General features: G+C 65.6%; 23 protein-coding genes. 18 read left to right on the top strand and 5 right to left on the bottom strand.

The window, feature by feature from the left end:
• The first annotated feature begins 44 nt into the window (after positions 1–44).
• From Azoinq_RS00855 to Azoinq_RS00880, 6 genes are all read left to right on the top strand, one after another.
• Complete coding sequence (locus Azoinq_RS00855; protein ID WP_216127843.1) at positions 45–2,330, top strand: TonB-dependent receptor; 2,286 nt, start codon at positions 45–47, stop codon at positions 2,328–2,330.
• 10 nt (positions 2,331–2,340) lie between these two features.
• Positions 2,341–3,393 carry an ABC transporter substrate-binding protein gene (locus Azoinq_RS00860; protein WP_216127841.1) on the top strand — a complete coding sequence of 351 codons (1,053 nt, stop codon included), beginning with the start codon at positions 2,341–2,343 and terminating at the stop codon, positions 3,391–3,393.
• Positions 3,394–3,460: 67 nt separating this feature from the next.
• Positions 3,461–4,477, top strand: coding sequence for a FecCD family ABC transporter permease (locus Azoinq_RS00865; RefSeq protein WP_216127839.1), 1,017 nt, complete (start codon positions 3,461–3,463; stop codon positions 4,475–4,477).
• On the top strand, positions 4,474–5,286 hold the full coding sequence (locus tag Azoinq_RS00870; RefSeq protein WP_216127838.1) for an ABC transporter ATP-binding protein: 813 nt from the start codon (positions 4,474–4,476) through the stop codon (positions 5,284–5,286). Before Azoinq_RS00865 ends, Azoinq_RS00870 begins: the two co-directional genes overlap by 4 nt.
• 4 nt (positions 5,287–5,290) lie before the next feature.
• A complete protein-coding gene (locus Azoinq_RS00875; protein ID WP_216127837.1) occupies positions 5,291–5,923 on the top strand; it encodes a hypothetical protein in 633 nt (210 codons plus the stop codon).
• Positions 5,924–5,948: 25 nt separating this feature from the next.
• A complete protein-coding gene (locus tag Azoinq_RS00880) occupies positions 5,949–6,992 on the top strand; it encodes an LLM class flavin-dependent oxidoreductase (protein WP_216127836.1) in 1,044 nt (347 codons plus the stop codon).
• 88 nt (positions 6,993–7,080) lie between these two features.
• Here Azoinq_RS00880 and Azoinq_RS00885 read toward each other — a convergent pair whose 3' ends face one another.
• Positions 7,081–7,842 (bottom strand): sulfite exporter TauE/SafE family protein, encoded by a 762-nt coding sequence (locus Azoinq_RS00885; RefSeq protein ID WP_216127834.1) that lies wholly within the window; start codon positions 7,840–7,842, stop codon positions 7,081–7,083.
• A gap of 104 nt (positions 7,843–7,946) precedes the next feature.
• Here Azoinq_RS00885 and Azoinq_RS00890 point away from each other — a divergent pair, with 104 nt between their 5' ends.
• Complete coding sequence (locus tag Azoinq_RS00890; protein WP_216127832.1) at positions 7,947–8,840, top strand: LysR family transcriptional regulator; 894 nt, start codon at positions 7,947–7,949, stop codon at positions 8,838–8,840.
• A gap of 274 nt (positions 8,841–9,114) precedes the next feature.
• Here the strand turns inward: Azoinq_RS00890 and Azoinq_RS00895 are convergent, their stop codons facing one another.
• From Azoinq_RS00895 to Azoinq_RS00905, 3 genes are all read right to left on the bottom strand, one after another.
• Positions 9,115–9,429, bottom strand: coding sequence for a BON domain-containing protein (locus Azoinq_RS00895; protein WP_216127830.1), 315 nt, complete (start codon positions 9,427–9,429; stop codon positions 9,115–9,117).
• A gap of 202 nt (positions 9,430–9,631) precedes the next feature.
• The gene (locus Azoinq_RS00900) at positions 9,632–10,117 is read right to left on the bottom strand and encodes a DUF2726 domain-containing protein (protein WP_216178439.1); all 486 of its coding nucleotides are present in this window, start codon (positions 10,115–10,117) and stop codon (positions 9,632–9,634) included.
• Positions 10,118–10,279: 162 nt separating this feature from the next.
• Positions 10,280–10,648 carry a nucleotide pyrophosphohydrolase gene (locus Azoinq_RS00905; protein ID WP_232368521.1) on the bottom strand — a complete coding sequence of 123 codons (369 nt, stop codon included), beginning with the start codon at positions 10,646–10,648 and terminating at the stop codon, positions 10,280–10,282.
• Between the two features lie 66 nt (positions 10,649–10,714).
• Here Azoinq_RS00905 and Azoinq_RS00910 point away from each other — a divergent pair, with 66 nt between their 5' ends.
• The gene (locus tag Azoinq_RS00910; protein ID WP_216127824.1) at positions 10,715–12,220 is read left to right on the top strand and encodes an aminoacyl-histidine dipeptidase; all 1,506 of its coding nucleotides are present in this window, start codon (positions 10,715–10,717) and stop codon (positions 12,218–12,220) included.
• A 343-nt stretch (positions 12,221–12,563) separates the two neighbouring features.
• Complete coding sequence (locus tag Azoinq_RS00915) at positions 12,564–12,839, top strand: hypothetical protein (protein WP_216127822.1); 276 nt, start codon at positions 12,564–12,566, stop codon at positions 12,837–12,839.
• A 90-nt stretch (positions 12,840–12,929) separates the two neighbouring features.
• Here the strand turns inward: Azoinq_RS00915 and Azoinq_RS00920 are convergent, their stop codons facing one another.
• Positions 12,930–13,349: a YXWGXW repeat-containing protein gene (locus tag Azoinq_RS00920; protein ID WP_216127820.1), complete on the bottom strand. Its 420-nt coding sequence runs from the start codon at positions 13,347–13,349 to the stop codon at positions 12,930–12,932.
• 310 nt (positions 13,350–13,659) lie between these two features.
• Here Azoinq_RS00920 and Azoinq_RS00925 point away from each other — a divergent pair, with 310 nt between their 5' ends.
• The 9 genes from Azoinq_RS00925 to Azoinq_RS00965 all read left to right on the top strand — a co-directional run bounded on the left by Azoinq_RS00925 (position 13,660) and on the right by Azoinq_RS00965 (position 22,517).
• Entirely contained in the window at positions 13,660–14,361 is a 702-nt protein-coding gene (locus tag Azoinq_RS00925; protein ID WP_216127816.1) for a heavy metal response regulator transcription factor, read from the top strand.
• Complete coding sequence (locus tag Azoinq_RS00930; protein WP_216127815.1) at positions 14,348–15,754, top strand: heavy metal sensor histidine kinase; 1,407 nt, start codon at positions 14,348–14,350, stop codon at positions 15,752–15,754. The genes Azoinq_RS00925 and Azoinq_RS00930 overlap by 14 nt, the downstream gene beginning before the upstream one ends.
• Positions 15,755–16,080: 326 nt before the next feature.
• On the top strand, positions 16,081–17,790 hold the full coding sequence (locus Azoinq_RS00935; RefSeq protein ID WP_232368522.1) for a copper resistance system multicopper oxidase: 1,710 nt from the start codon (positions 16,081–16,083) through the stop codon (positions 17,788–17,790).
• A gap of 68 nt (positions 17,791–17,858) precedes the next feature.
• Complete coding sequence (locus Azoinq_RS00940) at positions 17,859–18,851, top strand: copper resistance protein B (RefSeq protein WP_216127811.1); 993 nt, start codon at positions 17,859–17,861, stop codon at positions 18,849–18,851.
• A 59-nt stretch (positions 18,852–18,910) separates the two neighbouring features.
• Positions 18,911–19,285, top strand: a complete 375-nt coding sequence (locus Azoinq_RS00945; protein WP_216127809.1) for a copper-binding protein — start codon at positions 18,911–18,913, stop codon at positions 19,283–19,285.
• Between the two features lie 317 nt (positions 19,286–19,602).
• Complete coding sequence (locus Azoinq_RS00950; RefSeq protein WP_216127807.1) at positions 19,603–19,977, top strand: ArsR/SmtB family transcription factor; 375 nt, start codon at positions 19,603–19,605, stop codon at positions 19,975–19,977.
• On the top strand, positions 19,970–20,395 hold the full coding sequence (locus tag Azoinq_RS00955; protein WP_216127803.1) for an arsenate reductase ArsC: 426 nt from the start codon (positions 19,970–19,972) through the stop codon (positions 20,393–20,395). Before Azoinq_RS00950 ends, Azoinq_RS00955 begins: the two co-directional genes overlap by 8 nt.
• Positions 20,392–21,483, top strand: a complete 1,092-nt coding sequence (gene arsB / locus Azoinq_RS00960; protein WP_216127802.1) for an ACR3 family arsenite efflux transporter — start codon at positions 20,392–20,394, stop codon at positions 21,481–21,483. Before Azoinq_RS00955 ends, arsB begins: the two co-directional genes overlap by 4 nt.
• Complete coding sequence (locus tag Azoinq_RS00965) at positions 21,480–22,517, top strand: permease (protein WP_216127800.1); 1,038 nt, start codon at positions 21,480–21,482, stop codon at positions 22,515–22,517. Before arsB ends, Azoinq_RS00965 begins: the two co-directional genes overlap by 4 nt.
• The last annotated feature ends 9 nt before the right edge of the window (positions 22,518–22,526 follow it).

The raw sequence follows: 22,526 nt of genomic DNA on the forward strand, positions 1-22,526 counted from the left end.
GGCGCCGGGAGTCTCCATCTTTCAACTTTGCACGAGGAATCCCCATGTACCCACCACGCCCGCCCCAACGCCTCCGCCCCCTCTGCCGCCTGATCGGCACCTGGTTGATGGGCGGTGGCGCCACCCTGGCCGCCCTGCCCGCACCGGCCGTGGAACTCCCCACCGTGGAAGTGGTGGGGGAAAAATTCCCCGGGGAATCCCTGGTGAGCAGCGCCAGCGACGGGGAAACGGTCTATCGCCTGAACCGGACCGGGATGGACCTCTACGGTAGCCTGGGGGGCACCAATCCCTATGCTGTCATCGACAATCTGCCCGGGGTCAATGCCCAGTCCCCGGACCCCTACGACATGGCCAATGTGCCCGGGGGCAACAAGGGCCTGCGCATCCGGGGGGAGGCCAGCGGCCACGGCAGCATCGGCACGGTGGATGGGCTGCCCCTCTCCGGCATCAATCCGGGACCGGGCTACCAATGGATGTTTGATGAAGAAAACATCGGGGCCGTCACCCTGAGCCAGGGGCCCATCGCCCCGGACCGGTTTGCCTTTTTCACCACCGGCGGCGCCATGGATAGCGAAATTCGCGGTCCTTTAGCTACCTCCCACGTGGAAGCCAGCCAAGCCTTTGGCAGTAACAATTTCACCCGTAGCTTCGTACGCGGGGACACGGGGCAACTGGGTGACGGCTCCGCCCTCTTTCTCTCCGCCTCCCGCACTTCCGCCGACAAATGGCGGGGCCCGGGCCAATCCCCCTCTTACCGGGACAATGTGGAGGCGGGCTGGAGCCGTCCCCTGGGAGACAAGGGTTTTATGAAGCTCACCTATGTCTATAACGACATGAAGGGCGACAACTACCGGCCCCTCACCTACAACCAGGCCAAGGACCTGAACCAGTGGCGCAGCTACGACTACAGCTCCACTTCCAGCAACGTGGCCAGCCAGGCAGTGAATTACTACCAGTACAACCGGCAGGAATTCACCAACTGGGCCTTTATGGGGGAATTCTCCTACGCCCTCTCGGACAAGACCCAGCTGTCGGTGAAACCCTACTATCTGAACGAAAAGGGTCAGTACTTCGACGGCATGGCCAACGGCAAGGTGCGCAACTGGCTGATCGACCATGAGTGGTACGGCTTTACCGCGGAAGTGGCGACCAAGCTGGCGGATACGGGCCTGAAACTGGGCTACTGGTTTGAATCCTCCGATCCTCCCGGACCACCCACCGCCTGGAAGATGTACAACCCCACCGCCAGCGGCGGCCTGGGCACGGCCTCCTGGGCCATTCTGGCGGATACCACGCAACGCCACCTGTTCAACAGCGTCTATGCCCTGGCGGACCACCAGTTCGGCCAGCTCAAGGTGGAAGCTGGGGCCCGCTACGTGCAGGAAACCCTGCCCGCCATCAACGAATACAACACCACGGGCATCGGCAATGTGTCCTACAGCACCGCCCTGTCCCAGTCCAAGGGCATCATCGCCAACCGCAGCGTGAGCAGCTTCGATATCGGGGAATTTCTCCCCTTCCTGGCCCTCACCTATCCCCTGCACCACAATCTGGACATGAAGGCCAGCCTGGGCCGCACCTACGGGGCCCCGGCCTTCGACGTCTGGCCGGTGTTCCAGCAAAACAGCGCCACCTTCCTGGCCAAGGGACTCACCGCCGACAAGCTGTGGCGCAAACTCAAGGCGGAAACCGGGGACGCCCTGGATCTGGGCCTCAACTGGCACACGGACAAGGGCTACGTGGCCCCCACGGTGTTCTATTCTCGCAACCACGACAAAAACGTCACCTACGATCCGGGGGTGGGGGTGGCCTACGCCCAGAATGTGGGGGACACCCGGACTACCGGGGCCCAGGTGGCGTCCGGCTGGTCCCCCCGGCCCGACCTGGATCTTTTCGCTTCCACCACCTACACCCATACGGTGTTTCTCAAAGGCCTGCCCCTCCTGAACGGCAACACCCTGGACGTGGTGGGTAAGCAACTGCCCGACACCCCCCGCTGGCAGGCCAGCCTGGGGGGCACCTGGAAGACCCCCATGGCCAGCGGCCAGTTCAGCCTTTCCCCTGTGGTGCGCTATGTTGGCTCCCGCTACGGGGACACCCAGGGCACCCAGAAGGTGGATGGCTATTTCACCGCCGACCTCAGCGTGGGCTATCAGCAGAAACTGGGCCTGGGCAAGCTGAACGCCAGCCTGTCGGTACAGAACCTGTTCGACAAGCAATACATCGGCTTCATCAACACCAGCTACTACCAGGCCACGTCGGGCACCAACGCCTACTACTATCCGGGTGCCCCCCGGACCGTGATGGCCAAGGTGGGTTATGACTTTTAAGGAGCCGGCCATGAGACTCCCAACCCCAAAAAAAGCCTCTCCCTTGCGCCAGCTCCTGGCCGTCCTGGGCCTGGCCGCCAGCCTCCTGGGCACGACGGCCCAGGCCCGGGAAATCGTGGATATGGCGGGCCGCAAGGTGGTGGTGCCGGACCACATCCAGCGGGTCTATGGCTCCGCTCCGCCCCTCACCGTGCTGCTCCATGCGGTGGCTCCGGACATGATGCTGGGCACCAATCTCACCGTGCCCCCGGAAGGCAAGCGTTACCTGCCCCCCAAGCTCTCCAGGCTGCCCGTTCTGGGCGGGGTGTACGGCATGGGCCAGGCGGTGAATCCGGAGGAACTGCTGGCCCTCAAGCCGGACATTGCCCTGGCCTGGAAGAGCCCCTTTGTGGATCAGGCCATGGTGGAAGCCACCTTCGCAAAAATCCACGTGCCGGTGGTTTTCGTTTCCCTGGACACCCTGGCGGACTGGCCCGCCGCCCTGCGCTTTACCGGGCGGCTGTTGCACCGGCAGGCCAAGGCAGATGCCGTGGCCGACTACGTGGCTCGGGCCCAGGCCCGGGTCACCCGGGCCGTAGCCAATATTCCGCAAAAAGACCGGCTACGGGTCTATTACGCGGAAGGCCCGGACGGCTTATCCACGGACTGCAACAGTTCCTTCCACACGGAAGCCATTGCCCTGGCCGGAGGAGACAACGTCTATCACTGTCGCCCCAAAACCCATATGGGTATGGAGAGCGTCAGCCTGGAGCAGGTGATCGCCTTCGATCCCCAGGTGATCCTGGTCCAGGACCGAAAGGCCCTCGCCGCCATTCGCCAGGACCCACGCTGGGCGGGCATCGGGGCGGTGCGGAACGGGCGGGTCTATGCCATTCCCCGGTGGCCCCACAACTGGGTGGACCGGCCCCCTTCCCTGATGCGGGCCCTGGGCATCCAATGGCTGGCCCATCTGTTCTACCCCCAGCGCTATCCCCTGGACCTGCCCCGGGAAACCCGCCATTTCTACCGTCTGGTGCTGGGGGTGGAATTGAGTGACGGGGATCTGGAAGCCCTTTTCCACTGATCCCCTGAGGATTTTCCCCTAATCCGCCCGCCGCCCGGTCTTGCCACCGGGCGGCCTAAGGCCCCCCATGCGCCCCCGCCCCGCCCTTCCCTTTCTCATCCTCCTGCCCCTCCTGGCCCTGAGCATGGCCGGGGCCCTGACCCTGGGCCGTTATCCCCTGGCCCCGGGGGAGCTGGGCCATTACCTGCTGGCCGTGCTCCATCTGGCCCCCATGGACCCGGAGCGCTACGGGCTACTGACCAACCTGATCGTGAACATCCGCCTGCCCCGGATTCTGGCGGCGGTGCTGGTGGGCGCCTCCCTGGCTTCCTCCGGCGCCGCCTTCCAGGCCGTCTTCCGCAATCCCCTGGTATCCCCCGGGCTACTGGGGGTCCTGGCCGGGGCGGCCTTCGGCGCCGCCCTGGGCATCGTCTTTTCCGGCCAGTGGTGGGTGGCCCAGGTGCTGTCTTTCCTCTGCGGGCTCCTGGCCGTGGGGGTGGGCCTGGGGGTGGCCCACCTGTTCGGCCGGGCTTCCCTGGTCATGCTGGTGCTGGGAGGGGTCATCAGCAGCGCCCTGTTTTCCTCCCTCCTGTCCCTGGTCAAGTATCTGGCCGATCCCTATAACCAGCTGCCCACCATCGTCTATTGGCTGATGGGCAGCCTGGCCATGGCCGACCTCCGCCAGGTGGCCTGGCTGGCCCCTCCCATGGTCCTGGCCATGGGCCTCCTGCTCCTCTGCGGGCGGGCCCTGGATGCCCTGTCCATGGGGGACGACGAAGCCCTGGCCCTGGGCGTGCCGGTGACGGCCATCCGGGCCACGGTCATTTTCGCCGCCACCCTGATCTCCGCCCTCACCGTCTCCCTGGCGGGCATCATCGGCTGGGTGGGGCTCATCATTCCCCACATCGCCCGGCTCATGGTGGGGCCCGGAAACGCCCGGCTGCTGCCGGTGAGCACCGTACTGGGAGCCATCTTCCTGCTGGCCGCCGATGCCCTGTCCCGCAGCCTGAACACCACGGAAATCCCCATCGGCATCGTCACCGAACTCCTGGGCATTCCCTGTTTTCTCCTGGTGCTGCACCGGGTCCGGCGGGGCTGGGCATGAGGGCCCCCATCCCGGCCAGCTCCGGGCTACAGGCCTACCGGCTCCACTATGCCTGGCGGGGCACTCCGGTATTGCGGGGGGTGAATCTGGCCCTAGCTCCCGGGGAAGTGGTCTCCCTCCTGGGGGCCAACGGGGCGGGCAAGAGCACCTTGCTACGCCTGCTCCTGAGCCTGCTGTCCCCGTTGTCCGGCCTGGTCACCCTGGGAGATCGGCCCCTGGCCAGTTTTCGGCGCCGGGAACTGGCCAGGCACATCGCCTATGTGCCCCAGGTCCACGTCACCCCCTTTCCCTATCGGGTAGAGGAGGTGGTGCTCATGGGCCGCCTGCCCGCCAACGGGCTCCTGGGCAGCACCTCCGGCCCGGAGGATCGGGAACGGGCGGCCCGGGTGCTGGAACGGCTGGGCATCCTGGCCCTCAAGGACCGGGCCTATACGGAAATTTCCGGGGGGGAGCGCCAGCTCACCCTGATCGCCCGGGCCCTGATCCAGGAAGCCCCCATCCTGGTCCTGGATGAGCCGGTAAACGGCCTGGATTACGGCCACCAGATGAGCCTGCTGGACCATCTGCAAAGCCTGGCGGCGGAAGGCTACGCCATCCTCAAAACCACCCACCATCCGGAACACGCCCTCCTGGCTTCCACCCGGGTGGTGTTGCTGGAAGAGGGGCGCATCGCCGCCGACGGGCGTCCCAACGAAGTGGTCACCCCGGCCAGCATTCGCCGCCTTTACGGCGTCCAGGTAGCCGTCTTCCATTCCCCCCTGGGCCATACCGCTTTCTATCCCCTTTCCTCCGAATCTGCCCCGGACTAAGCCCATGTCGCCCCTCCCCTCCGTCCCCCGCCCTTTTCTTTCCCGCCGCCTCGCCCTGGGAGCCGCCTTGTTGCTGGCCGCCAATCTGGGGCTGGCCCAGACCCCCTCGGCCCCCGACCCGGCCCAGGCGGCTTTCATCGCCCGCTTCACCCCGGAGGTCCAGGCCCGGCTGCTCGCCCTGCCGCCCCCCATGCTGGCCCGCATGGTACGCACCATGAGCGGCGGCCGGCCCCCCGGCCCGGAGGATCAGCGCTTTACCCTGCGCCAGGTCATGGTGCAGATGCTGGCCGATTACCAGGCCATCGGCGCCGCCCTGGCCATGGACAACGGCCCCCTGGCCGCCCGCAACGCCCGGCGTCTAGTGGATCACCCGGCCCCGGTGGGCTACCTGTTCCCCTATATCGGCCCGGAACGCATTACCGCCGCCAATTTCCAGGCCCTGCCCGCCTTTTTGGACGGGGTGTTCGGGGAAGCGGAACGGCTGGCAAAGGATGGGGAAAAAGGAAATCTGGTCCAGGCCTCCCAGCGTTACGGAGACATTCTCAAAAGCTGCATCGCCTGCCACGCCGTGTTCCGGGGCACCCCGGGGGTTTCCCCCTATCTGCGCCCCGCCCCAGAAGCCCCCAAAGCCCCCTAATTTTCTCCTTGCCAGGACTATTTCCATGACCGCTCCCGCCATGCAATTCGGCCTTTTCGCCAATTTTGAAAACCCCGCCCAAAACGCCTGGTCCCCCGCCCGGGCCCTGGCGGAAAGCGTGGAAAACGTGCGCCACGCCGAAACCCTGGGTTACAGCGAGGCCTGGATTACGGAACACCACTTCAATCCCTTCAGCGTCAGCGCCGCTATCTTTCCCCTCCTGGCCCATCTGGCCGGAGTCACCCGCAGCATTCGCCTGGGTTCCGCCGCCGTACTCCTGCCCATGCACAATCTGGTACAGGTGGCGGAAGAGGCTGCCACGGTGGACTCCCTCTCCAACGGCCGCCTGCTGCTGGGGGTGGCCAAGGGGGGCCCCTTTCCCGCCCAGTTCCAGAATTTTCATGTACCCCAGGAAGAAAGCCGGGCCCGCACCCTGGAAGCACTGCCCCTCCTGGAGCGGCTGCTCACCGAAACCGGGGTCAGTCACCAGTCAGGGGGCTGGAACCTGGACCAGGTCACCATTTATCCCCGCCCCACCCAGAAAGCTATTCCCCTATGGCTGGCCAGTGTCAGCGAAGAAAGCATCACCCTGGCCGCCCGCCGGGGCTACGGCCTCATGGGCCCGGCCCCCGCCCCCCTGGAAAAGCTCCAGGGCATTCTGGCCCAGTACCGGCAGGCCCTGGCCACGGCAGGCACCGAGCCCCGACCCTATGTGCTGTCCCGCTTCTTTTTCTGTCACCCGGACCGGCAGACCGCCATCCGGGAGGCGGTGCCCTTCGTCAAGGATTTCGCCCGCAACATGGGGGCGGTGCTCAAGCAGGCCCAGGCAGCGGGCGGCCCGGGGGCACCCACCCCTTTCGGCGTGGGTGCCGACGCCCTGCTGGAAGAGCGCATTCTGGCCAATTCCATCATCGGTGACGTGGCGGAATGCCAGGACCGGGTCCAGGCCCTGGTGGAAGCCCTGGGGCCCCACCACCTGATCCTGAAGCCCGCCTCCGCCGATCCGGAAGCCAACCGCCGGGCCCTCACCCTATTCGCGGAAAAAGTCCGGTCCCAGTTCACCGTCTGAACCGGTTCTGCCAAAGAAAAGGCCGAGGTTTCCCGGCCTTTGCTTTTCTATCAGTCAGAAACCAGAAACTCAGGGGGTCCCGGCTGTTTCACCCGAGATAACGCAACATCAGCCCCGCCCCGCTGGCGATCAGGAGCCCATTGAGGAGCCCCACCAGTTGTTCCCGCTTCAGGTGCAAATCCAGGTGGTGACCGGCATAGACCCCCAGGGCCAGGGCAGGGAAAAGGGCCACGGCGGTGAGGAGGAGATTCCTATCCACCAACCCGGCGCCCCAGCACAGGACGAGGCGCCAGGCGGTGGAAAGGGCGATAAGCAGGGCCTGGGTCCCCCGAAAGGCACTGCGGCTGGCCAAGCGGCGCTCCAGGTAGGCGGCGTAAATAAAGCCACCACTGCCAAACAGTCCCCCAAGCACGCCCCCCAACAGTCCCTGGGCCCAGGGCCAGGGAAACAGGAAGCCCGCCCCTTTTCTTCCCGCCAGGCCTCCCAGACCCTGGGCCACAATGAACAGCCCCAAAATCACCGCCATGACCCTGGCCGGCAATCTGACCAGCACCAGGACACCCAGCAGCTGCCCGGCCAGCATGCCGGGTAACAGGCGAAAAAACTCGCCCCAGGCCACTTCCCGATGGGCCCGCCATCCCCGGACGGCAGCCCCTCCGAAGTCCAGCAACGCCAGGGTCGGAATCACCCGGGCCACCGGCATCACCATGGCCAAGGGGCCCCCAGCCATAAGGGCCGAACCGAAGCCCACCAGGGTAAATACCCCATAGGCCAATACCACCGCGCCCAGGGCAAAAAGCAAGGGCCAGGGATGGTCCGTAAAAGAGGAAAAAGAGATCAATAGGTGCATAAGCCGAAATTTGTTGGGAATTTGGCGGGATAGAGATTTCATTTTCACGACCCAGCCGCTATAACACCAATATCATTTATAGCCACTACCCATACCGAATTCATATGCCTAGTCTCAAGCAAATTCGCTATTTCCTCGCCGTGGCTGACCAGGGGGGCTTTACCCAAGCGGCCGCCGCCCTGTTTGTGGCCCAACCCGCGTTGAGCCGTCTGGTGGCCCAGCTGGAAGGGGAGCTGGGCTTTCCCCTTTTGGAACGTTTGCCCCGGGGGGTTCGCCTGACCCCGGCGGGTGCGGTGTACCGGGAAAGGATTCGCCCAATCCAGGACATGCTGGCCATGGCGGCAGAAGAAGGGGGACAGTTGGCCCGGGGAGAAGGGGGCGTGCTGCGCCTGCTCCACTCCAGCTCCACCCCCGCCACCAGCCTCCTGCCCGCCATGGAGCGCTTTCTGGCCACATCGCCCCAGGCCCGCATTGAACTGGACCGCATGGCTTCAGAAAGCCAGTTGGGAGAAGTGGGAGAGGGAAAAGCGGATATGGGCCTCATCCGCCTCCCCGTACTGGGCCAGGATCCCCGGGTCAAACTAGTGGAATTGCCCCGGGAGCGGCTGTGGTGTGCCCTGCCCGCCGGGCACCGGTTTGCCGGGCGAAAAGACCTGCCCCTCGCCGATCTGGCCCTGGAGCCCTTTGTCTCGGCGGTCCATCGGGAACGGGGCGGCCTGGCCCGGCGCGTCACCGACCTGTGTCTGAGCCAGGGCTTTGTGCCCAAGCTGGCCAAAGTCATTTCCCGCAAGACCTCCATGCTCAACCTGGTTGCGGCAGGCTACGGGGTGGCGATAGTCCCGGAGGCGATGAAAACCCTGGCCCCTCCCGGGGTGGCCTATGTGCCCCTGAGGGATGGGGAGGGCCATACGACCAGCGCCCTGGTTCTCCCCCAGTCCCCTACCCCTTTGGCCCAGAAATTCGCCGCCCTGGTCTTGAATCCCCCGCCTGTGCCATGAAAAACCACCGCCTTGTAGGCCGGGTATTTTCCCTTTGGAACAAGGATTGATCGGGCTACCGGGAATCGGCCCATGGCGGCCAGAGGTAGCCTTGCCCGGGGAAAGGAATCGGAAGTCCCTTATCCCCCTGTGGGTGAAAAAAAAGAGAGGGAATACCCCCCACCCGGGCAGAAAAGCCCCAAGGCAAGGCCTTCCCAGCGCCCCCAAAGCCTGCCGCTTCCCCAAACAAAAAAAGGCCGGGAAACCCCGGCCTTTTATCCCAGTGACGAAAAACTCAGTCGTGCTTGGGGGTCATGTCGTTCATGACATATTTCACCCCAGGCACTTTCTGCACTTCCAGGGCGATTTTGTAGAGGGTGGGACCGTCTTCCACCAGACCGGAGAGGGTCACTTCCGCGTTTTTGCTGGTGATTTTCAGGCCATCCGCCTTGAATTCCGGGTGCGCCGCCAGGGCCGTTTTCACGGAAGACACCAGGGCTTCGTCGCTGGTGGCCCCATCAGCGGTCTGGGCCTGGGCGGAAGCGGTAAAGGGAACGGCGGAAAAGCCAAGGGCAGCCAACAGGGCGGCCATGGGAAGAGCGTTCTTCATCGCGGAAAGTCCTTTGCAGTGCGGGTTAAGTGAGGAGCTGCCCGTGTTCCAGTGCTATCGGGCTAAGCCCGGCTATTGTCTGGAATGGATGTTGCAGAAAAATGACGGAGAGTAATGTCTGCCCTGCCCCATCCGTAGGCTCTCGATTGGCGCCCTGCTCCATCCCCGCCCTGGGGGCAAAACCTCTTGTCCTCCCCTCCGCTCAAGCGGCGGATGCCTGGGGCGCCGCCACGCCAAAGTCCTGGCGCAGTTGTTCCATGGAGGGCTTGGCCTTGGAGGAATAGCGCAGGGTCCGGTAACCCGCCTGGGCCGTCAGCTCATCCCGCTTGGCGTCCTTGGTTTGGGAATGGGTGCGGTCATCCAATTCCACCAGGGCCAGCACTTTGAATTGGTCATCCACCACCACAAAATCCACGATTTTCTGAGCAATGGAGCCCCGGGCCGACCAGAACTCCTTGCCTTTCCGGTCACCCACGGGTTCCATCAGGGCTCCCATCGCCACCTGGGGAAATACTTGGAACGGCAGGGCAGTTTTCAGCCGGTTGAAGAATTCCTGTTCATTGGCGGTCAGAATTCCTTTGGGGACATATCGCCCCTCTCCTTTTTGACTCTCGCCCTTCTCTCCCTTGGTCTTCGCTCCAGAAGCAAAAGCCAGAACAGCCACCAGTAACACCACCAAAATCATCATGGAAGACGACATAAACTCCCCACTTTCATTAAGTCGGAATTAGCTTGGGTGAAATTGCCAGAGGACCGCTCAATCCTCATTCGGCCCCTTCAGCATCCAAGCAGCATTTTATGCCTCAGTAATGATCCTGATAAAACAAAAGCCCCTGAACCCGTTGCCGAATTACTTCCCCTTCAACTCCGTATACTTGGCCCGGCTCCCCTTGCACAACGCCACCGGGTATTTCTTGGCGTTTTTCTCCAATTTGGCCAAAGCCGCCTGCTTTAAATCCAGGCTGGCTTTGTCCGCCACCAGCAGCAAATAAAGCAATACATCGGCGCATTCGTCGGCCAGGGCTTCCCGGCTGGTGGGGTCCAGGGGCAGGGCCGCCACTTCGGCGTCGCTTTTCCATTGGGTGAGTTCTAAAAGCTCCCCCGCTTCCAGGTTCAAGGACACGATCAGGTGGCGCAGGGTGTGGAATTGGGCCCAGTCCCGTTCGTCCCGGAAGCGGCGCAGCCTTTGGGTGAGGTCCTGGATATCTGATATGGTCATGGCTTTCTTCAATTTCATGCCCGGTGGGCAAAGGCGCCATTATGGCGCCGCCCCGGGCCCGTTGCCATGAACGCTAAAGATTCCACCCCCCTGGTCCACGCCCCTTTTAATACCCTGGAGCCCCGCTCCGTCTGGGCCCATTTCCAGACACTGTGCGATACCCCCCGCCCCTCCAAACACGAAGCCGCCATTCGGGATCGGCTGGCGGATTGGGGTCGGGCCCGGGGGCTAACGGTAGAAATTGACCCGGTGGGCAACCTGATTCTGCGCAAAGCCGCCGCCCCGGGCCGGGAAAAAGCGCCGGGGGTGGTACTGCAAGGCCACCTGGACATGGTCTGCCAGCAGAATGGGGAGGGCGGCCACGACTTTCATCGGGACCCGATTCAGGCGGAGGTGGAAGAAGGCTGGCTCCTGGCCCGGCACACCACCCTGGGGGCGGACAACGGCCTGGGGGTGGCTCTGGCCCTGGCCGCCCTGGGGGCGGATGACCTGGATCACGGCCCCCTGGAAGCCCTGTTCACCGTGGATGAGGAAGCGGGCATGGGCGGCGCCCTGGGCCTGGCCCCGGGCCGCCTGGAAGGCCGTTACCTGCTCAATATCGACACGGAAGAATGGGGACAGCTCTACCTGGGCTGCGCCGGTGGGGTGGATGTGAATGTGAGCCAGACCCTGGCCACCCGGGCCCCGGCCCCCGGTGAACAGGCCTACCGCATTACCCTGGCCGGGCTGGTGGGGGGCCATTCGGGCATCGACATCCACAAGGAACGGGGCAACGCCATCAAGCTCCTGGTGCGCCTCCTGGCCGAATTGACCCAAACCCCGGAATGGGCCGACCTGGGCCTGGCCGTCCTCATCGGCGGTGCCGCCCGCAACGCCCTGCCCCGGGAAGCCCGGGCCCGGGTGGTGCTGGCTGGCGCCGACCGGGCGGCCCACCTGCAAGACGCCCTGGCCCGCTACCAGGCCCTGTTCCGGGAAGAACTGGCGGGGGTGGATGGGGGGCTGACCCTCACCCTGGAAGCGGTGGACCTGCCCCAACGCATCCTGGAAAACACCGCCCGGCAAGGGCTCCTGGCCGCCCTGGGGGCCGCGCCCCACGGCGTGCGGCGCTGGAGCCAGCAACTGCCCGGGGTGGTGGAAACCTCCAATAATCTGGGAGTCCTGGCCCTGCGGGAGGGGGAATTCAGCGCCAATTTCATGGTCCGCTCCCTGCGGGATTCGGGCAGCCGGGCCCTGGCCGGGGAAATCGCCGGGCTCTTCCGCCTGGCCGGGGCCCAGGCCACCATCGCCGACGGCTACGCCGCCTGGCAGCCCAACGCCGCCTCCCCCCTCCTGGCCCTGGCCCAGGGGGTCTATGCCAAGCGCTTCGGTGCCCCGGCCCAGGTTCAGGTGATCCACGCGGGCCTGGAATGCGGCATCATCGGCGCCAAATATCCGGACCTGGACATGATTTCCTTCGGCCCCACCATCCGGGGCGCCCACGCCCCCGGGGAGCGGGTGGAAATCGCCACGGTGGACGCCTGCTGGACCTACCTGAAAGACATGCTGGCCGCCCTGGCTGTCCGGACCAACTGACGGCCCTCCCCAGCCAGCCCTTGGGAAGAGGCCCGACCTGTGGGCTTCTCCCGGGGGCCAAAAGGAAGAAGTCCGTCTTTCTTGGCTGACAGGATGTTTTTTGGGGGCCGGGGTAGTGCCCTACCAGAGCTCCGCCCCCCAGGGGCGCCCGCTTCTGCCGCCTCTGCCGCCTCTGCCGCTTCTGCCGCTTCTGCCGCTGATTCCGCCTGTTCCGCCTGTTCCGCCTGTTCCGCCTGAACTGTCTGAAGCAGCCTCTAACTTCCCGAGCCCCCGCCCCGTCATAAGCCGGTCAGCTAATCCGGTTAGCCTGAATTTTTCCCTAGCCCTCACCGGAGGATGTTCCATGCAAGCGTTCGCCAAACTGCTCGGTGGCGCGGCCCTGGCCGCCGCCTTCAGCCTGCCTGCCCTGGCCCAGACCCCACCGGCGCCCCCCGGGCCGCCCCCGGCGGGCCCCAATTTCGCCCAGCACAAACAGGAAATGCTGCAACACCTCCAGGCCCGCATTCAGGCCCTGCAAGGCACGGTGAATTGCGTCCAGAGCGCGGCCAATCCGGAAGCCCTGCGTAGCTGTCGGGAGCAGGAAAAAGCCCAGATGGAGCAGCTGCGCCCCCGGCGCTAAGCCTTTCTCCGCCCCGCGTTTCATCCCCATTTCCGCCCAAGCCCGGAGAGCCGCCAGCAGCGGCCCTCCGGGCTTTTTCATGGGCCGGGCCTAACGGGGGCCGTGCCAGCCGGGCCGATCCCCGTCCCAATGCCGATCCCCGTGATGCCATTCCGGCGGTGGGGGCGACCGGCGAGCCCGTACCTCCCAATGTTCGGGCACGTAATGCCAATGGGGGCCCCGGGGCTCCCAGCGGCCCGGCGCGTAGACATAGCCGGGCCGTTCCCCCATCCAGCGCCCGGCCACCCAGAAGTAGCGGTAACCGTCCCAGGCCCAGTAGCCGGGCGCCCACACATAGCCGTAGCGGGGCGCCGGCACCACTTCCACCCGGGCTGGCGGCGGGGGCGTTCCCAGATCCACCACCACCGGGCCGGAGCGCACCTGTAAATCCCAGGCGCCAGCCCAGGCCGTTCCGCCTGCGGCGGAGCAGGCCAGACAAAGGGCCAGGGCCCGCCATGTCATTCTTTTCATCATCCGTCTCCTTATTCGCCCCGGGGGGCGCTTCGTGCTCTCGGCGGCCTGGGTAGGATTCCAAATCCCGGCGCCGCCACGGCCGCCCCAGGGCGGCCCTCTTCCCTTAACGGCCCGCCCCGGCTCCGGCGGGACAGGGAACATGTAAGGTTTTGCCAAGACTTGTAAGCAAATGTGGCCCGCCGGGGCGATTCGGGGACGGGTGGTCCGGGTGGCCAAACCAGGCCAGCCCCGGATTACAGCCTTGTAATCCCCCCGGGCCGCCCTTTCCGCCACAATAGGAGCTGGCGCAACCAAGGGAGAACGGGCGGTGAAAATCCTGGTGGTGGAAGACGAACCCAAAACCGGAGACTATCTGCGGCAGGGGCTGGAAGAAGCGGGCTTTGCCGTGGATCTGGCCCGGGACGGGGATACGGGCCTGACCCTGGGCCTGGAAGAACCCTACGACCTCATGGTCCTGGATGTGATGCTGCCGGGCCGGAACGGCTGGGAAATATTGCAGGCGGTGCGCCGGGTGAAACCGGAGGTGCCCGTGCTTTTCTTGAGCGCCCGGGACCAGATCGAGGATAGGGTGAAGGGCCTGGAGCTGGGGGCGGACGACTATCTGGTCAAGCCCTTTGCCTTTGCCGAACTGCTGGCCCGGGTACGCAGCCTGTTGCGCCGGGGCGGGCCCCGTCAGGACATCGACCGGCTCGCCGCCGCCGATCTGGACATGGATCTGCTGCGCCGCCGGGTGACCCGGGCCGGCCGTCGCCTGGAGCTGACAGGCAAGGAATTCGCCCTTCTGGAACTGCTCCTGCGGCGCCAGGGGGAGGTGCTGCCCCGCTCCCTCATTGCCTCCCAGGTGTGGGACATGAATTTCGACAGCGACACCAATGTGATCGATGTGGCCATCCGCCGCCTGCGGGCCAAGGTGGATGAGGATTTCCCCCGCAAGCTCATCCGCACCGTGCGGGGCATGGGCTATGTGCTGGACCCGGAGGGGGAGGAAGGTCCGGATGTCCCATCTTAAGCCCGGGGCCCGCCCCTCCCTCACCCTGCGCCTCACCCTGCTGTTCGCCGCCGCCTCCACCACCGTGCTCCTGCTCCTGGGACTCTTCATCGGCCGGGCGGTGGAAGCCCACTTTGTGGAACAGGACATGGAACAGCTCACGGGCAAACGGGAACTGGTGCGCCAGGCCCTGGCCCGGGAAGCCCCGTCCCATCTGGCGGAGCGCCTGGACGGCGCCCTGGTGGGCCACCACGGCCTGAGTCTGGCCCTCTGGGGCCCGGACGGGCGCCCTTTCTACGCCTACGGCCCGGCGGGGGAATTTCCCCCGGAACTGCTGGCCCATCCGGTGGCCGAGGCCGCCGCCCCCACGCCCCGCCTCTGGCACACCGGGCAGGGCGTGGCTTTCCGGGGCTTTGCCAGCACGGTCCCTGGGCCGGAGGGACACCCCTATACCCTGGCCCTGGCCCTGGACACCCGGCACCACGACCACTTTATGGCCGCCTTTCAGCGCCGCCTCTGGTTCTTTGTGGTAGCGGCGGCCCTGGTCATGGGCCTGGCGGGCTGGGCCGCCGTGGGCCGGGGCCTGGCGCCCCTGCGGGAAATCCGCCGCAAGACCGCCGCCATCACCCCCAGCCGCCTGGACCGGCGCATCGATCTCAACGACGTGCCCCCGGAATTGGAAGCCCTGGCCGCCAGTCTCAACGCCATGCTGGAACGGCTGGAAAACGCCTTCCGCCGCCTGTCCGATTTTTCCGCCGATCTGGCCCATGAGCTGCGCACCCCGGTGAGCAACCTGCTCACCCAGACCCAGGTGACCCTTTCCAAGGCCCGCACGGCGGCGGAATACCGGGACATTCTGGCCTCCAACGCGGAGGAACTGGAACGGCTGGGCCCCATCATCAGCGACATGCTTTTCCTGGCCCAGGCCGACCCGCCCCCGGCCCTGCCCCACCGGGAACGGGTGGATTTGGGGTCGGAGGTGCGCAGCCTGTGCGCCTACTACGAGGTGCTGGCGGAAGACGGGGGCATAGCCCTGACCGTGACGGGCCAGGGCACGGTGAGCGGGGACCGGCTCATGCTGCGCCGGGCGGTAGCCAATCTGGTCTCCAACGCCCTGCACCACACCCCGGCGAAAGGCCAGGTGACGGTGATTCTGGAAAACGCGCCCCAGGGGGGCTTAAGCCTGGCCGTACATAACAGCGGCGCCCCCATTGCCCCGGAACACCTGCCCCGGCTCTTTGACCGCTTTTACCGGGCCGACCCGGCCCGGCAGGCCAGGGGGGAAGGCACGGGCCTGGGGCTGGCCATCACCCGGGCCATCATGGCCGCCCACGGAGGGGAGGCCACGGTGACGTCGGTGCCGGGGGACACCTGTTTCACCCTCCATTTTCCCGCCCCTTCGGAGGAAGGCTGAAACCGGTGTTGGGGCCCGGTCAGGGCGGTTTTCCGGAACGATCCCGGGGAAATTTGGCTTCAGCCCCGGCCTGTCCCAATGCCTTTGAGATCGCCAGGGGCCGCCGATCTGCGCCCCCCCTCTCATCCACCAAAGGGGCCTAGAAAGGGAGGCCGTGAGGTCCAGGCGCCAGATTCATCCTATTCGCCAAGAGGCCCTTCCCCATCACTCACCCCCACCCCCCGCCAGCCCCGACGCCCAGATGACAGAAATGTAATGCTCCGGTCACCCGGCTAACAGGCGCTTCCTCCCATCATGGGTCCATTGTCTTTGCCGGAATGGGCCCCATGTCTTCCCTGCCATCCTCCCCCCGCCGTCCCGACCGCCGCCGCTTTGTCCAAGGATTGGGGGCGGGCAGCCTGTTGCTGGGCCTGGGGACCCGCGCCCTGGCCTCCCCGGGCATGGGCCCAGCGGTCACCGAAGCGGTACCCCCGGCGGGCCTGGGCACCGCCCCCGTGTTACGGGGCCGGGAATTCCATCTGGTCATCGCCCAGACCCGGGTCAATTTCACCGGCCGCCCGGGCCTGGCCACCACGCTCAATGGCAGTTTTCCCGGCCCCACCCTGGTGTGGAAGGAGGGGGAAACGGTCACGATTCACGTCACCAACCGGCTGGCGGAGGCCACCTCCATTCACTGGCACGGCATTTTGCTGCCCTACGAGATGGATGGGGTACCCGGGGTGAGCTTCGCCGGCATCGCCCCGGGCGCCACCTTCACCTACCGTTTTCAGGTGCGCCAGAAGGGCACCTTCTGGTACCACTCCCATTCCGGTATGCAGGAACTCACCGGTCTTTACGGGGCCATTATCATTGAACCCGCCATTCCCGAAGGCCTGGGGGCGGATCGGGAACATATCCTCCACCTGGGGGATTGGACCGACGAAGACCCCATGGCCGTCTTTGCCAAGCTCAAGGTCCTGAGCGATTACTACAACCGGCTGCGGCCCACGGCCCCGGACTTTTTCCGGGACGTGGCCCGGCTGGGCTGGCAGCAGGCCCTAACCAAGCGCCGCATGTGGCAGCGCATGCGCATGAATCCCACGGATCTGGCCGATCTTTCGGCGGATACCCTGACTTACCTGATCAACGGCCAGCCCCCAGCGGGCAACTGGACCGGCCTCTTCCGCCCGGGAGAGCGGGTGCGCCTGCGCTTCATCAACGGGGCCGCCCATACCTTTTACGATGTGCGCATCCCCGGTCTAGCCCTGACCCTGGTCCAGGCCGACGGCACGGACCTGGAGCCGGTGACCGTGGAGGAATTTCGCCTGGGCCCGGGGGAAACCTACGACGCCCTGGTGACGCCCCGGGACGAGGCCTACACGGTCTTCGCCCAGGCCATGGACCGGAGCGGCTACGCCCGGGCCACCCTGGCGGTGCAGGACGGTCTGGAAGCCCCCATTCCGGCCCTGGACCCGCCCCAATGGCTGAACATGGACGACATGATGGGAGCCATGATGGGCGGCCAGGGAACGCCCCGGGCGGTACACCACGCCCAAACGGAATACGGCCCGGGCACGGACATGCGGGTGGATGTGCCCCGCATCAACCTGGACGACCCGGGGGTGGGCCTGCGCCACAACGGCCGCCGGGTGCTGACCCTGGCGGACCAGCACACCCGGGGCGGGGACCCGGACCCCCGGGAGCCGGATCGGGAACTGGAACTCCACCTCACGGGCAACATGGAGCGCTACACCTGGTCCCTGGACGGCCTCCCCTTCGGCCCATCCACCCCCATTCACTTCCGCCCCGGGGAACGGCTCCGGGTGGTGTTTCACAACGACACCATGATGACCCACCCCATGCACCTCCACGGCATGTGGAGCGATGTGGAAGACCCGGCAGGCCACTTCCTGGTGCGCCGCCACACCGTGCCGGTCCAGCCCGCCCAGCAGGTGGCCCTGCGCATTACAGCGGAAAACCTGGGGCGCTGGGTCTGGCATTGCCACCTGATGCTCCACATGGCGGCGGGCATGTTCCGGGAAGTGGTGGTGGCCTGAAGCCCCGGCCCCCCAACCCTTGCGCCAGCTCCCGCCCCCTTTTCCCCATGCCACTGAAAGCCTTTGCCATGGCCGTTTTGTTCCCCTCCCGCCCCACTTGCCCCCGTCTTTTTCCGGACGCACCCCGGCACCGAAGCCTGCCTTCCACCGGATGCATCCCCCTGCTGCTCGGGGTGCTGCTGCCCCTGCTCTCCGGCGCCCCGGCTCAGGCGGCGCCCCAGATAGCGCCCCCAGCGGCCATAACCAGCGCAGCCACTGCGGCTGCCAGCGAAGACCCCATGATGTCCATGGACATGGATGCTGAAATGGACGACGCCCAGGGCGGTCCCCCACCGGCGGACGCCCGGGACCCCCACGCCTACAGCGACGGCTATACCCGGGACGCCGGCCCCTACCGTCTGCCCGGTCTTCCCCCCTTGAAACTGGCGGATGAAGCCAGTTTCGCCGCCCTGCACCTGGACCGGCTGGAACATGTCTCCACCAAAAACGGCAACGCCAACGCCTACGACGCCCAGGCCTGGTTTGGCCAGGACTTTGACCGGCTAGTGCTGAAGGCGGAAGGAGAACACGCCCGGGGCCGCTTCCAGGAAGCCCGCAGCGAGGTGCTGTGGAGCCACGCCCTGGCCCCCTATTGGGACGTGCAAAGTGGCCTGCGCTATGACAGCGGCGGCCACCAGAACCGGACCTGGCTGGCCCTGGGCCTCCAGGGGCTGGCCCCCTACTGGTTCGACGTGGAAGCCACCCTTTACCTGGGCAGCGACGGCCGCAGCGCCCTACGGGCGGCAGCGGAATACGACCTGCTCCTGACCCGGCGCCTGATCCTCCAGCCCCGGCTGGAATTGAATGCCTACGGCAAGGACGACCCGGCCCGGGAAGTGGGCCGGGGAGTGACAGACAGTACCTGGGGCCTGCGCCTGCGCTACGAATTCACCCGCCAGTTTGCCCCCTACCTGGGGGTGGAACGGGCTACCCGGTGGGGCCGCAGCGCCAATCTGGCGGAAGCGGAGGGTAATCCCCGCCAGGAAACCCGCTGGGTCGCCGGTCTGCGTTTCTGGTTCTAAATCTGGCGGCTTTGCTTCCGGCAACGAAACCATTTTTTAATTTTTTTCAGGAAATTCCCATGTTCCCCAAAATTCTGCTCATCCCCCTGGTCCTCCTTCCTTTCACCGCCCTCCAGGCTCAGGAAATGTCCATGGACCATTCCGCTGCCCCCATGGGCATGAGCCCCATCCCCATCGCAGGTCAGGGCACCGTCCCCGCAGAATCCGAAGCCCCCGCCATCCCCGCCCTGATCCGCAAAGTGGATATTGCCAAAGCCCGGGTCATGCTCACCCACGCCCCCGTCCCCAGCCTCCACATGAGCGCCATGACCATGTACTTCCCCGTCAAAGACCCGGCCCAGCTGCAAGGGTTAAAACCGGGGATGAAGGTGCAGGTGGTGTTTAGTGAACGGGAAGGGCGGGTTGAGGTAGCAGGAATTAGGGCGGAGGAATAGGGAAACCAGCCGGTCTTCCCCGCGGAGGAAAGCGGTAAAAGGGGAAAACGAAGGGGTAATCCCAACTCGGGAGCTTACCTGCCCTTTCCCAACTCACCCTGCCAACGCAGCACTCCGCCCTATCCCCCTTTCCAGGCTATCTCCCGGGCTCAGAGGCTGTCTCCAGGCCCACCGAAATGGCGTTGATGACGTCGCCGGGGGTGGCAGCCTGGGCTAGACGGCCACTCTTTCGGACCCAGGCCCTGGCAGCAGGTCCGCTGAACCCAGGCCGGGATTGCCTCTTGTTCTTCCTTCCATATTTCGATAATCTTCGAAATATGGAAACCTTAAACGCCGCCGAGCTCTTGGCTGCCCTGGGACACGAATCCCGGCTGGCCATTTTCCGTCTCCTGGTCCAGGCCGGGCCAGGGGGCATCAACGCCAGCGCCATTGGGGAGGAATTGGGGATGGTCCCCGCCACCCTCTCCTTTCATCTGGCCCATTTGAGCCGGGTGGGGCTGATTTCCGGGGAGCGCTCCAGCCGCTTTATCCACTATTCCGCCAACTATCCGGTGATGGATGACCTGATCTCCTTCCTTACCAGCAACTGTTGCCAGGGACAGAACTGCCTGCCCCAGACCCATTGTTGCGATACCACGGAAAAACGCCGGGCCGGGCTGAAAGACACGCCCCAGGAGGCGAACCATGAATGAGCCAAAAACCGTGCTGGTGCTCTGCACCGGGAATTCCTGCCGTTCCCAGATGGGGGAAGCCATTCTTAACCAGGTCCTGGCAGGCCGGGTGCGAGCCCTATCGGCGGGCACCCGACCCCAGCCCCAGGTGGCGCCCCTGGCCCTCACCGCCCTGGCCCGGGCGGGCGTCCCCGGGGAAGGCCTGGTTCCCAAGCCCGTGGAAGCGGTGCTGGGGGAAGCCATTGATCTGGTGGTCACCGTCTGCGATAACGCCCGGGAAAGCTGCCCGGTATTCCCCCGGCCCGTACCCCGCCTGCACCTCAGTTTCCCGGACCCCCACGGCCAGCCCCTGGCCGCCTTTGTGGCCCTGGAAAAGGATATCCGGACCCGGCTGGTGCCCGCCGTGGTCCAGGCCCTGGGCTTAGAGGAGGCCCCATGACCCATCCCAATCCCTGCCCGGCCCCCGGCAAAGGGGCATCCACTGCCCCCATGGGGGGATTCGAGCGTTATCTCAGCGCCTGGGTAGCCCTCTGCATTCTGGCGGGTATCGGCCTGGGACGCCTGGCCCCGGGCCTGTTCCAAGCCATTGGTAGCCTAGAGGTGGCCCGGGTCAATCTGCCCGTGGGCCTGCTCATCTGGATCATGATCATCCCCATGCTGGTCAAGGTGGATTTCAGTGCCCTGCATCAGGTGGGGCGCCACTGGCGGGGCATCGCCGTGACCCTGTTGGTAAATTGGCTGGTGAAGCCCTTTTCCATGGCCTTTCTGGGCTGGCTGTTCCTGCGCCACCTGTTCGCCCCCCTGCTGCCCGCGGCCCAGGTGGATAGCTACATCGCCGGCCTCATTCTCCTGGCGGCGGCCCCCTGCACCGCCATGGTTTTTGTCTGGAGCCGCCTGTCCGGGGGCGACCCCCTGTTCACCCTGTCCCAGGTGGCGGTGAACAACAGCATCATGATCTTTGCCTTCGCCCCCCTGGTGGCCCTGCTCCTGGGCATGTCCGCCATCCAGGTGCCCTGGGACACCCTGCTGACTTCGGTGGGACTCTATATCCTGATCCCCGTCATACTGGCCCAGGCCTGGCGCCACCGACTGCTGGGCCGGGGCCCCGACGCCCTGGAAGTGACCATGGAAAAAACCGGCCCCTGGTCCATGGCCGCCCTTCTAGCCACCCTGGTGCTGCTGTTTGCTTTCCAGGGCCAGGCCCTTCTGGATCAGCCCCTGGTCATCGCCCTGCTGGCCGTGCCCATCCTGATCCAGGTGCTGTTCAACGCCGCCCTGGCTTACGGCCTGAACCGGCAGCTGGGGGAAAGCCATAATGTGGCCTGCCCGTCGGCCCTAATCGGCGCCTCTAATTTCTTTGAACTGGCTGTGGCCACCGCCATCAGCCTCTTCGGCTTCCAGTCCGGGGCCGCCCTGGCCACCGTGGTAGGGGTCCTGATCGAAGTTCCGGTCATGCTCCTGGTGGTCCGGGTAGTCACCGCCAGCCGGGGCTGGTACGAAGCCCCCTCCTCCCGGTCCCCCCTATGAGCACCGCCCCCGCTCCCCGCCTGACGCCCTGGCTGATACGCCTGGGCGCCGCCACCCTGGCCTGGGTGGCCGCCTATGCCAGCCTTACCTCCTGGGCCGATGGGGTATTAGCCCTGCTGGGCCTGACCCGCCAGACCCGCCTGGGGGAAGCCCTACACTTCTTTTGCTACGACACCCCCAAGGTGCTGCTGTTGCTCGTTGCCGTAGTCTTTGTCATGGGGGTGATCCAAACTTTTTTCGCCCCGGAACGTACCCGGGCCCTGCTGTCCGGCAGGCGCATGGGGCTGGGCAATATGCTGGCCGCCGCCCTGGGCATAGTGACCCCCTTCTGTTCCTGTTCCGCCGTTCCCCTGTTCATCGGCTTTCTCTCCGCCGGGGTGCCCCTGGGGGTCACCTTTTCCTTCCTCATCTCCGCCCCCATGGTGAATGAGGTAGCCCTGGCCCTCCTATTCGGTATGTTCGGCTGGAAGGTGGCGGCCCTCTATCTGGGTCTGGGACTGGCGGTCGCCATTGTGTCCGGCCTGATCATCGGCCGCCTGGGCATGGAAAACCAGCTGGAAGACTGGGTCCGCCAGTTGCAAAACCGGCAGGCGCCAGACTACCAGGGAGAAGCCCAGGGCTGGCCGGAACGCTTCGCCCAGGGGGTGGAACACATCCGCAATATTGTGGGCAAGGTGTGGCCCTATATCCTGGCGGGGATCGCTCTGGGAGCGGGCATCCACGGCTATGTGCCCGAGGACTTTATGGCTTCCTTCATGGGCCGGGAGGTCTGGTGGGCCGTACCCGCCGCCGTGGTATTGGGAGTACCCATGTACACCAACGCCGCCGGGATCATTCCCATCGTGGAAGCCCTGATCGGCAAGGGGGCGGCCCTGGGAACGGTGCTGGCCTTCATGATGAGCGTTATCGCCCTCTCCGCCCCGGAAATGATCATCCTGAGAAAAGCCCTCAAACCCCGGCTGATCGCCACCTTCGCCGGGGTGGTCGCCGGGGGAATACTGCTGGTGGGCTATCTCTTCAACTGGTTGCTGTAACCCGGAGGA

Origin of the sequence: Azospira inquinata (assembly GCF_018905915.1) — a bacterium.
GTDB classification, from domain to species: Bacteria; Pseudomonadota; Gammaproteobacteria; order Burkholderiales; family Rhodocyclaceae; genus Azospira; species Azospira inquinata.

Bases quoted from the DNA above. Each gene is read 5' to 3' on its own strand.
- Azoinq_RS00855 (WP_216127843.1), top strand. From the start codon at position 45: ATGTACCCACCACGCCCGCCCCAACGCCTCCGCCCCCTCTGCCGCCTG.
- Azoinq_RS00860 (WP_216127841.1), top strand. From the start codon at position 2,341: ATGAGACTCCCAACCCCAAAAAAAGCCTCTCCCTTGCGCCAGCTCCTG.
- Azoinq_RS00865 (WP_216127839.1), top strand. From the start codon at position 3,461: ATGCGCCCCCGCCCCGCCCTTCCCTTTCTCATCCTCCTGCCCCTCCTG.
- Azoinq_RS00870 (WP_216127838.1), top strand. From the start codon at position 4,474: ATGAGGGCCCCCATCCCGGCCAGCTCCGGGCTACAGGCCTACCGGCTC.
- Azoinq_RS00875 (WP_216127837.1), top strand. From the start codon at position 5,291: ATGTCGCCCCTCCCCTCCGTCCCCCGCCCTTTTCTTTCCCGCCGCCTC.
- Azoinq_RS00880 (WP_216127836.1), top strand. From the start codon at position 5,949: ATGACCGCTCCCGCCATGCAATTCGGCCTTTTCGCCAATTTTGAAAAC.
- Azoinq_RS00885 (WP_216127834.1), bottom strand. From the start codon at position 7,842: ATGCACCTATTGATCTCTTTTTCCTCTTTTACGGACCATCCCTGGCCC.
- Azoinq_RS00890 (WP_216127832.1), top strand. From the start codon at position 7,947: ATGCCTAGTCTCAAGCAAATTCGCTATTTCCTCGCCGTGGCTGACCAG.
- Azoinq_RS00895 (WP_216127830.1), bottom strand. From the start codon at position 9,429: ATGAAGAACGCTCTTCCCATGGCCGCCCTGTTGGCTGCCCTTGGCTTT.
- Azoinq_RS00900 (WP_216178439.1), bottom strand. From the start codon at position 10,117: ATGATGATTTTGGTGGTGTTACTGGTGGCTGTTCTGGCTTTTGCTTCT.
- Azoinq_RS00905 (WP_232368521.1), bottom strand. From the start codon at position 10,648: ATGACCATATCAGATATCCAGGACCTCACCCAAAGGCTGCGCCGCTTC.
- Azoinq_RS00910 (WP_216127824.1), top strand. From the start codon at position 10,715: ATGAACGCTAAAGATTCCACCCCCCTGGTCCACGCCCCTTTTAATACC.
- Azoinq_RS00915 (WP_216127822.1), top strand. From the start codon at position 12,564: ATGCAAGCGTTCGCCAAACTGCTCGGTGGCGCGGCCCTGGCCGCCGCC.
- Azoinq_RS00920 (WP_216127820.1), bottom strand. From the start codon at position 13,349: ATGAAAAGAATGACATGGCGGGCCCTGGCCCTTTGTCTGGCCTGCTCC.
- Azoinq_RS00930 (WP_216127815.1), top strand. From the start codon at position 14,348: ATGTCCCATCTTAAGCCCGGGGCCCGCCCCTCCCTCACCCTGCGCCTC.
- Azoinq_RS00935 (WP_232368522.1), top strand. From the start codon at position 16,081: ATGTCTTCCCTGCCATCCTCCCCCCGCCGTCCCGACCGCCGCCGCTTT.
- Azoinq_RS00940 (WP_216127811.1), top strand. From the start codon at position 17,859: ATGGCCGTTTTGTTCCCCTCCCGCCCCACTTGCCCCCGTCTTTTTCCG.
- Azoinq_RS00945 (WP_216127809.1), top strand. From the start codon at position 18,911: ATGTTCCCCAAAATTCTGCTCATCCCCCTGGTCCTCCTTCCTTTCACC.
- Azoinq_RS00950 (WP_216127807.1), top strand. From the start codon at position 19,603: ATGGAAACCTTAAACGCCGCCGAGCTCTTGGCTGCCCTGGGACACGAA.
- Azoinq_RS00955 (WP_216127803.1), top strand. From the start codon at position 19,970: ATGAATGAGCCAAAAACCGTGCTGGTGCTCTGCACCGGGAATTCCTGC.
- arsB (WP_216127802.1), top strand. From the start codon at position 20,392: ATGACCCATCCCAATCCCTGCCCGGCCCCCGGCAAAGGGGCATCCACT.
- Azoinq_RS00965 (WP_216127800.1), top strand. From the start codon at position 21,480: ATGAGCACCGCCCCCGCTCCCCGCCTGACGCCCTGGCTGATACGCCTG.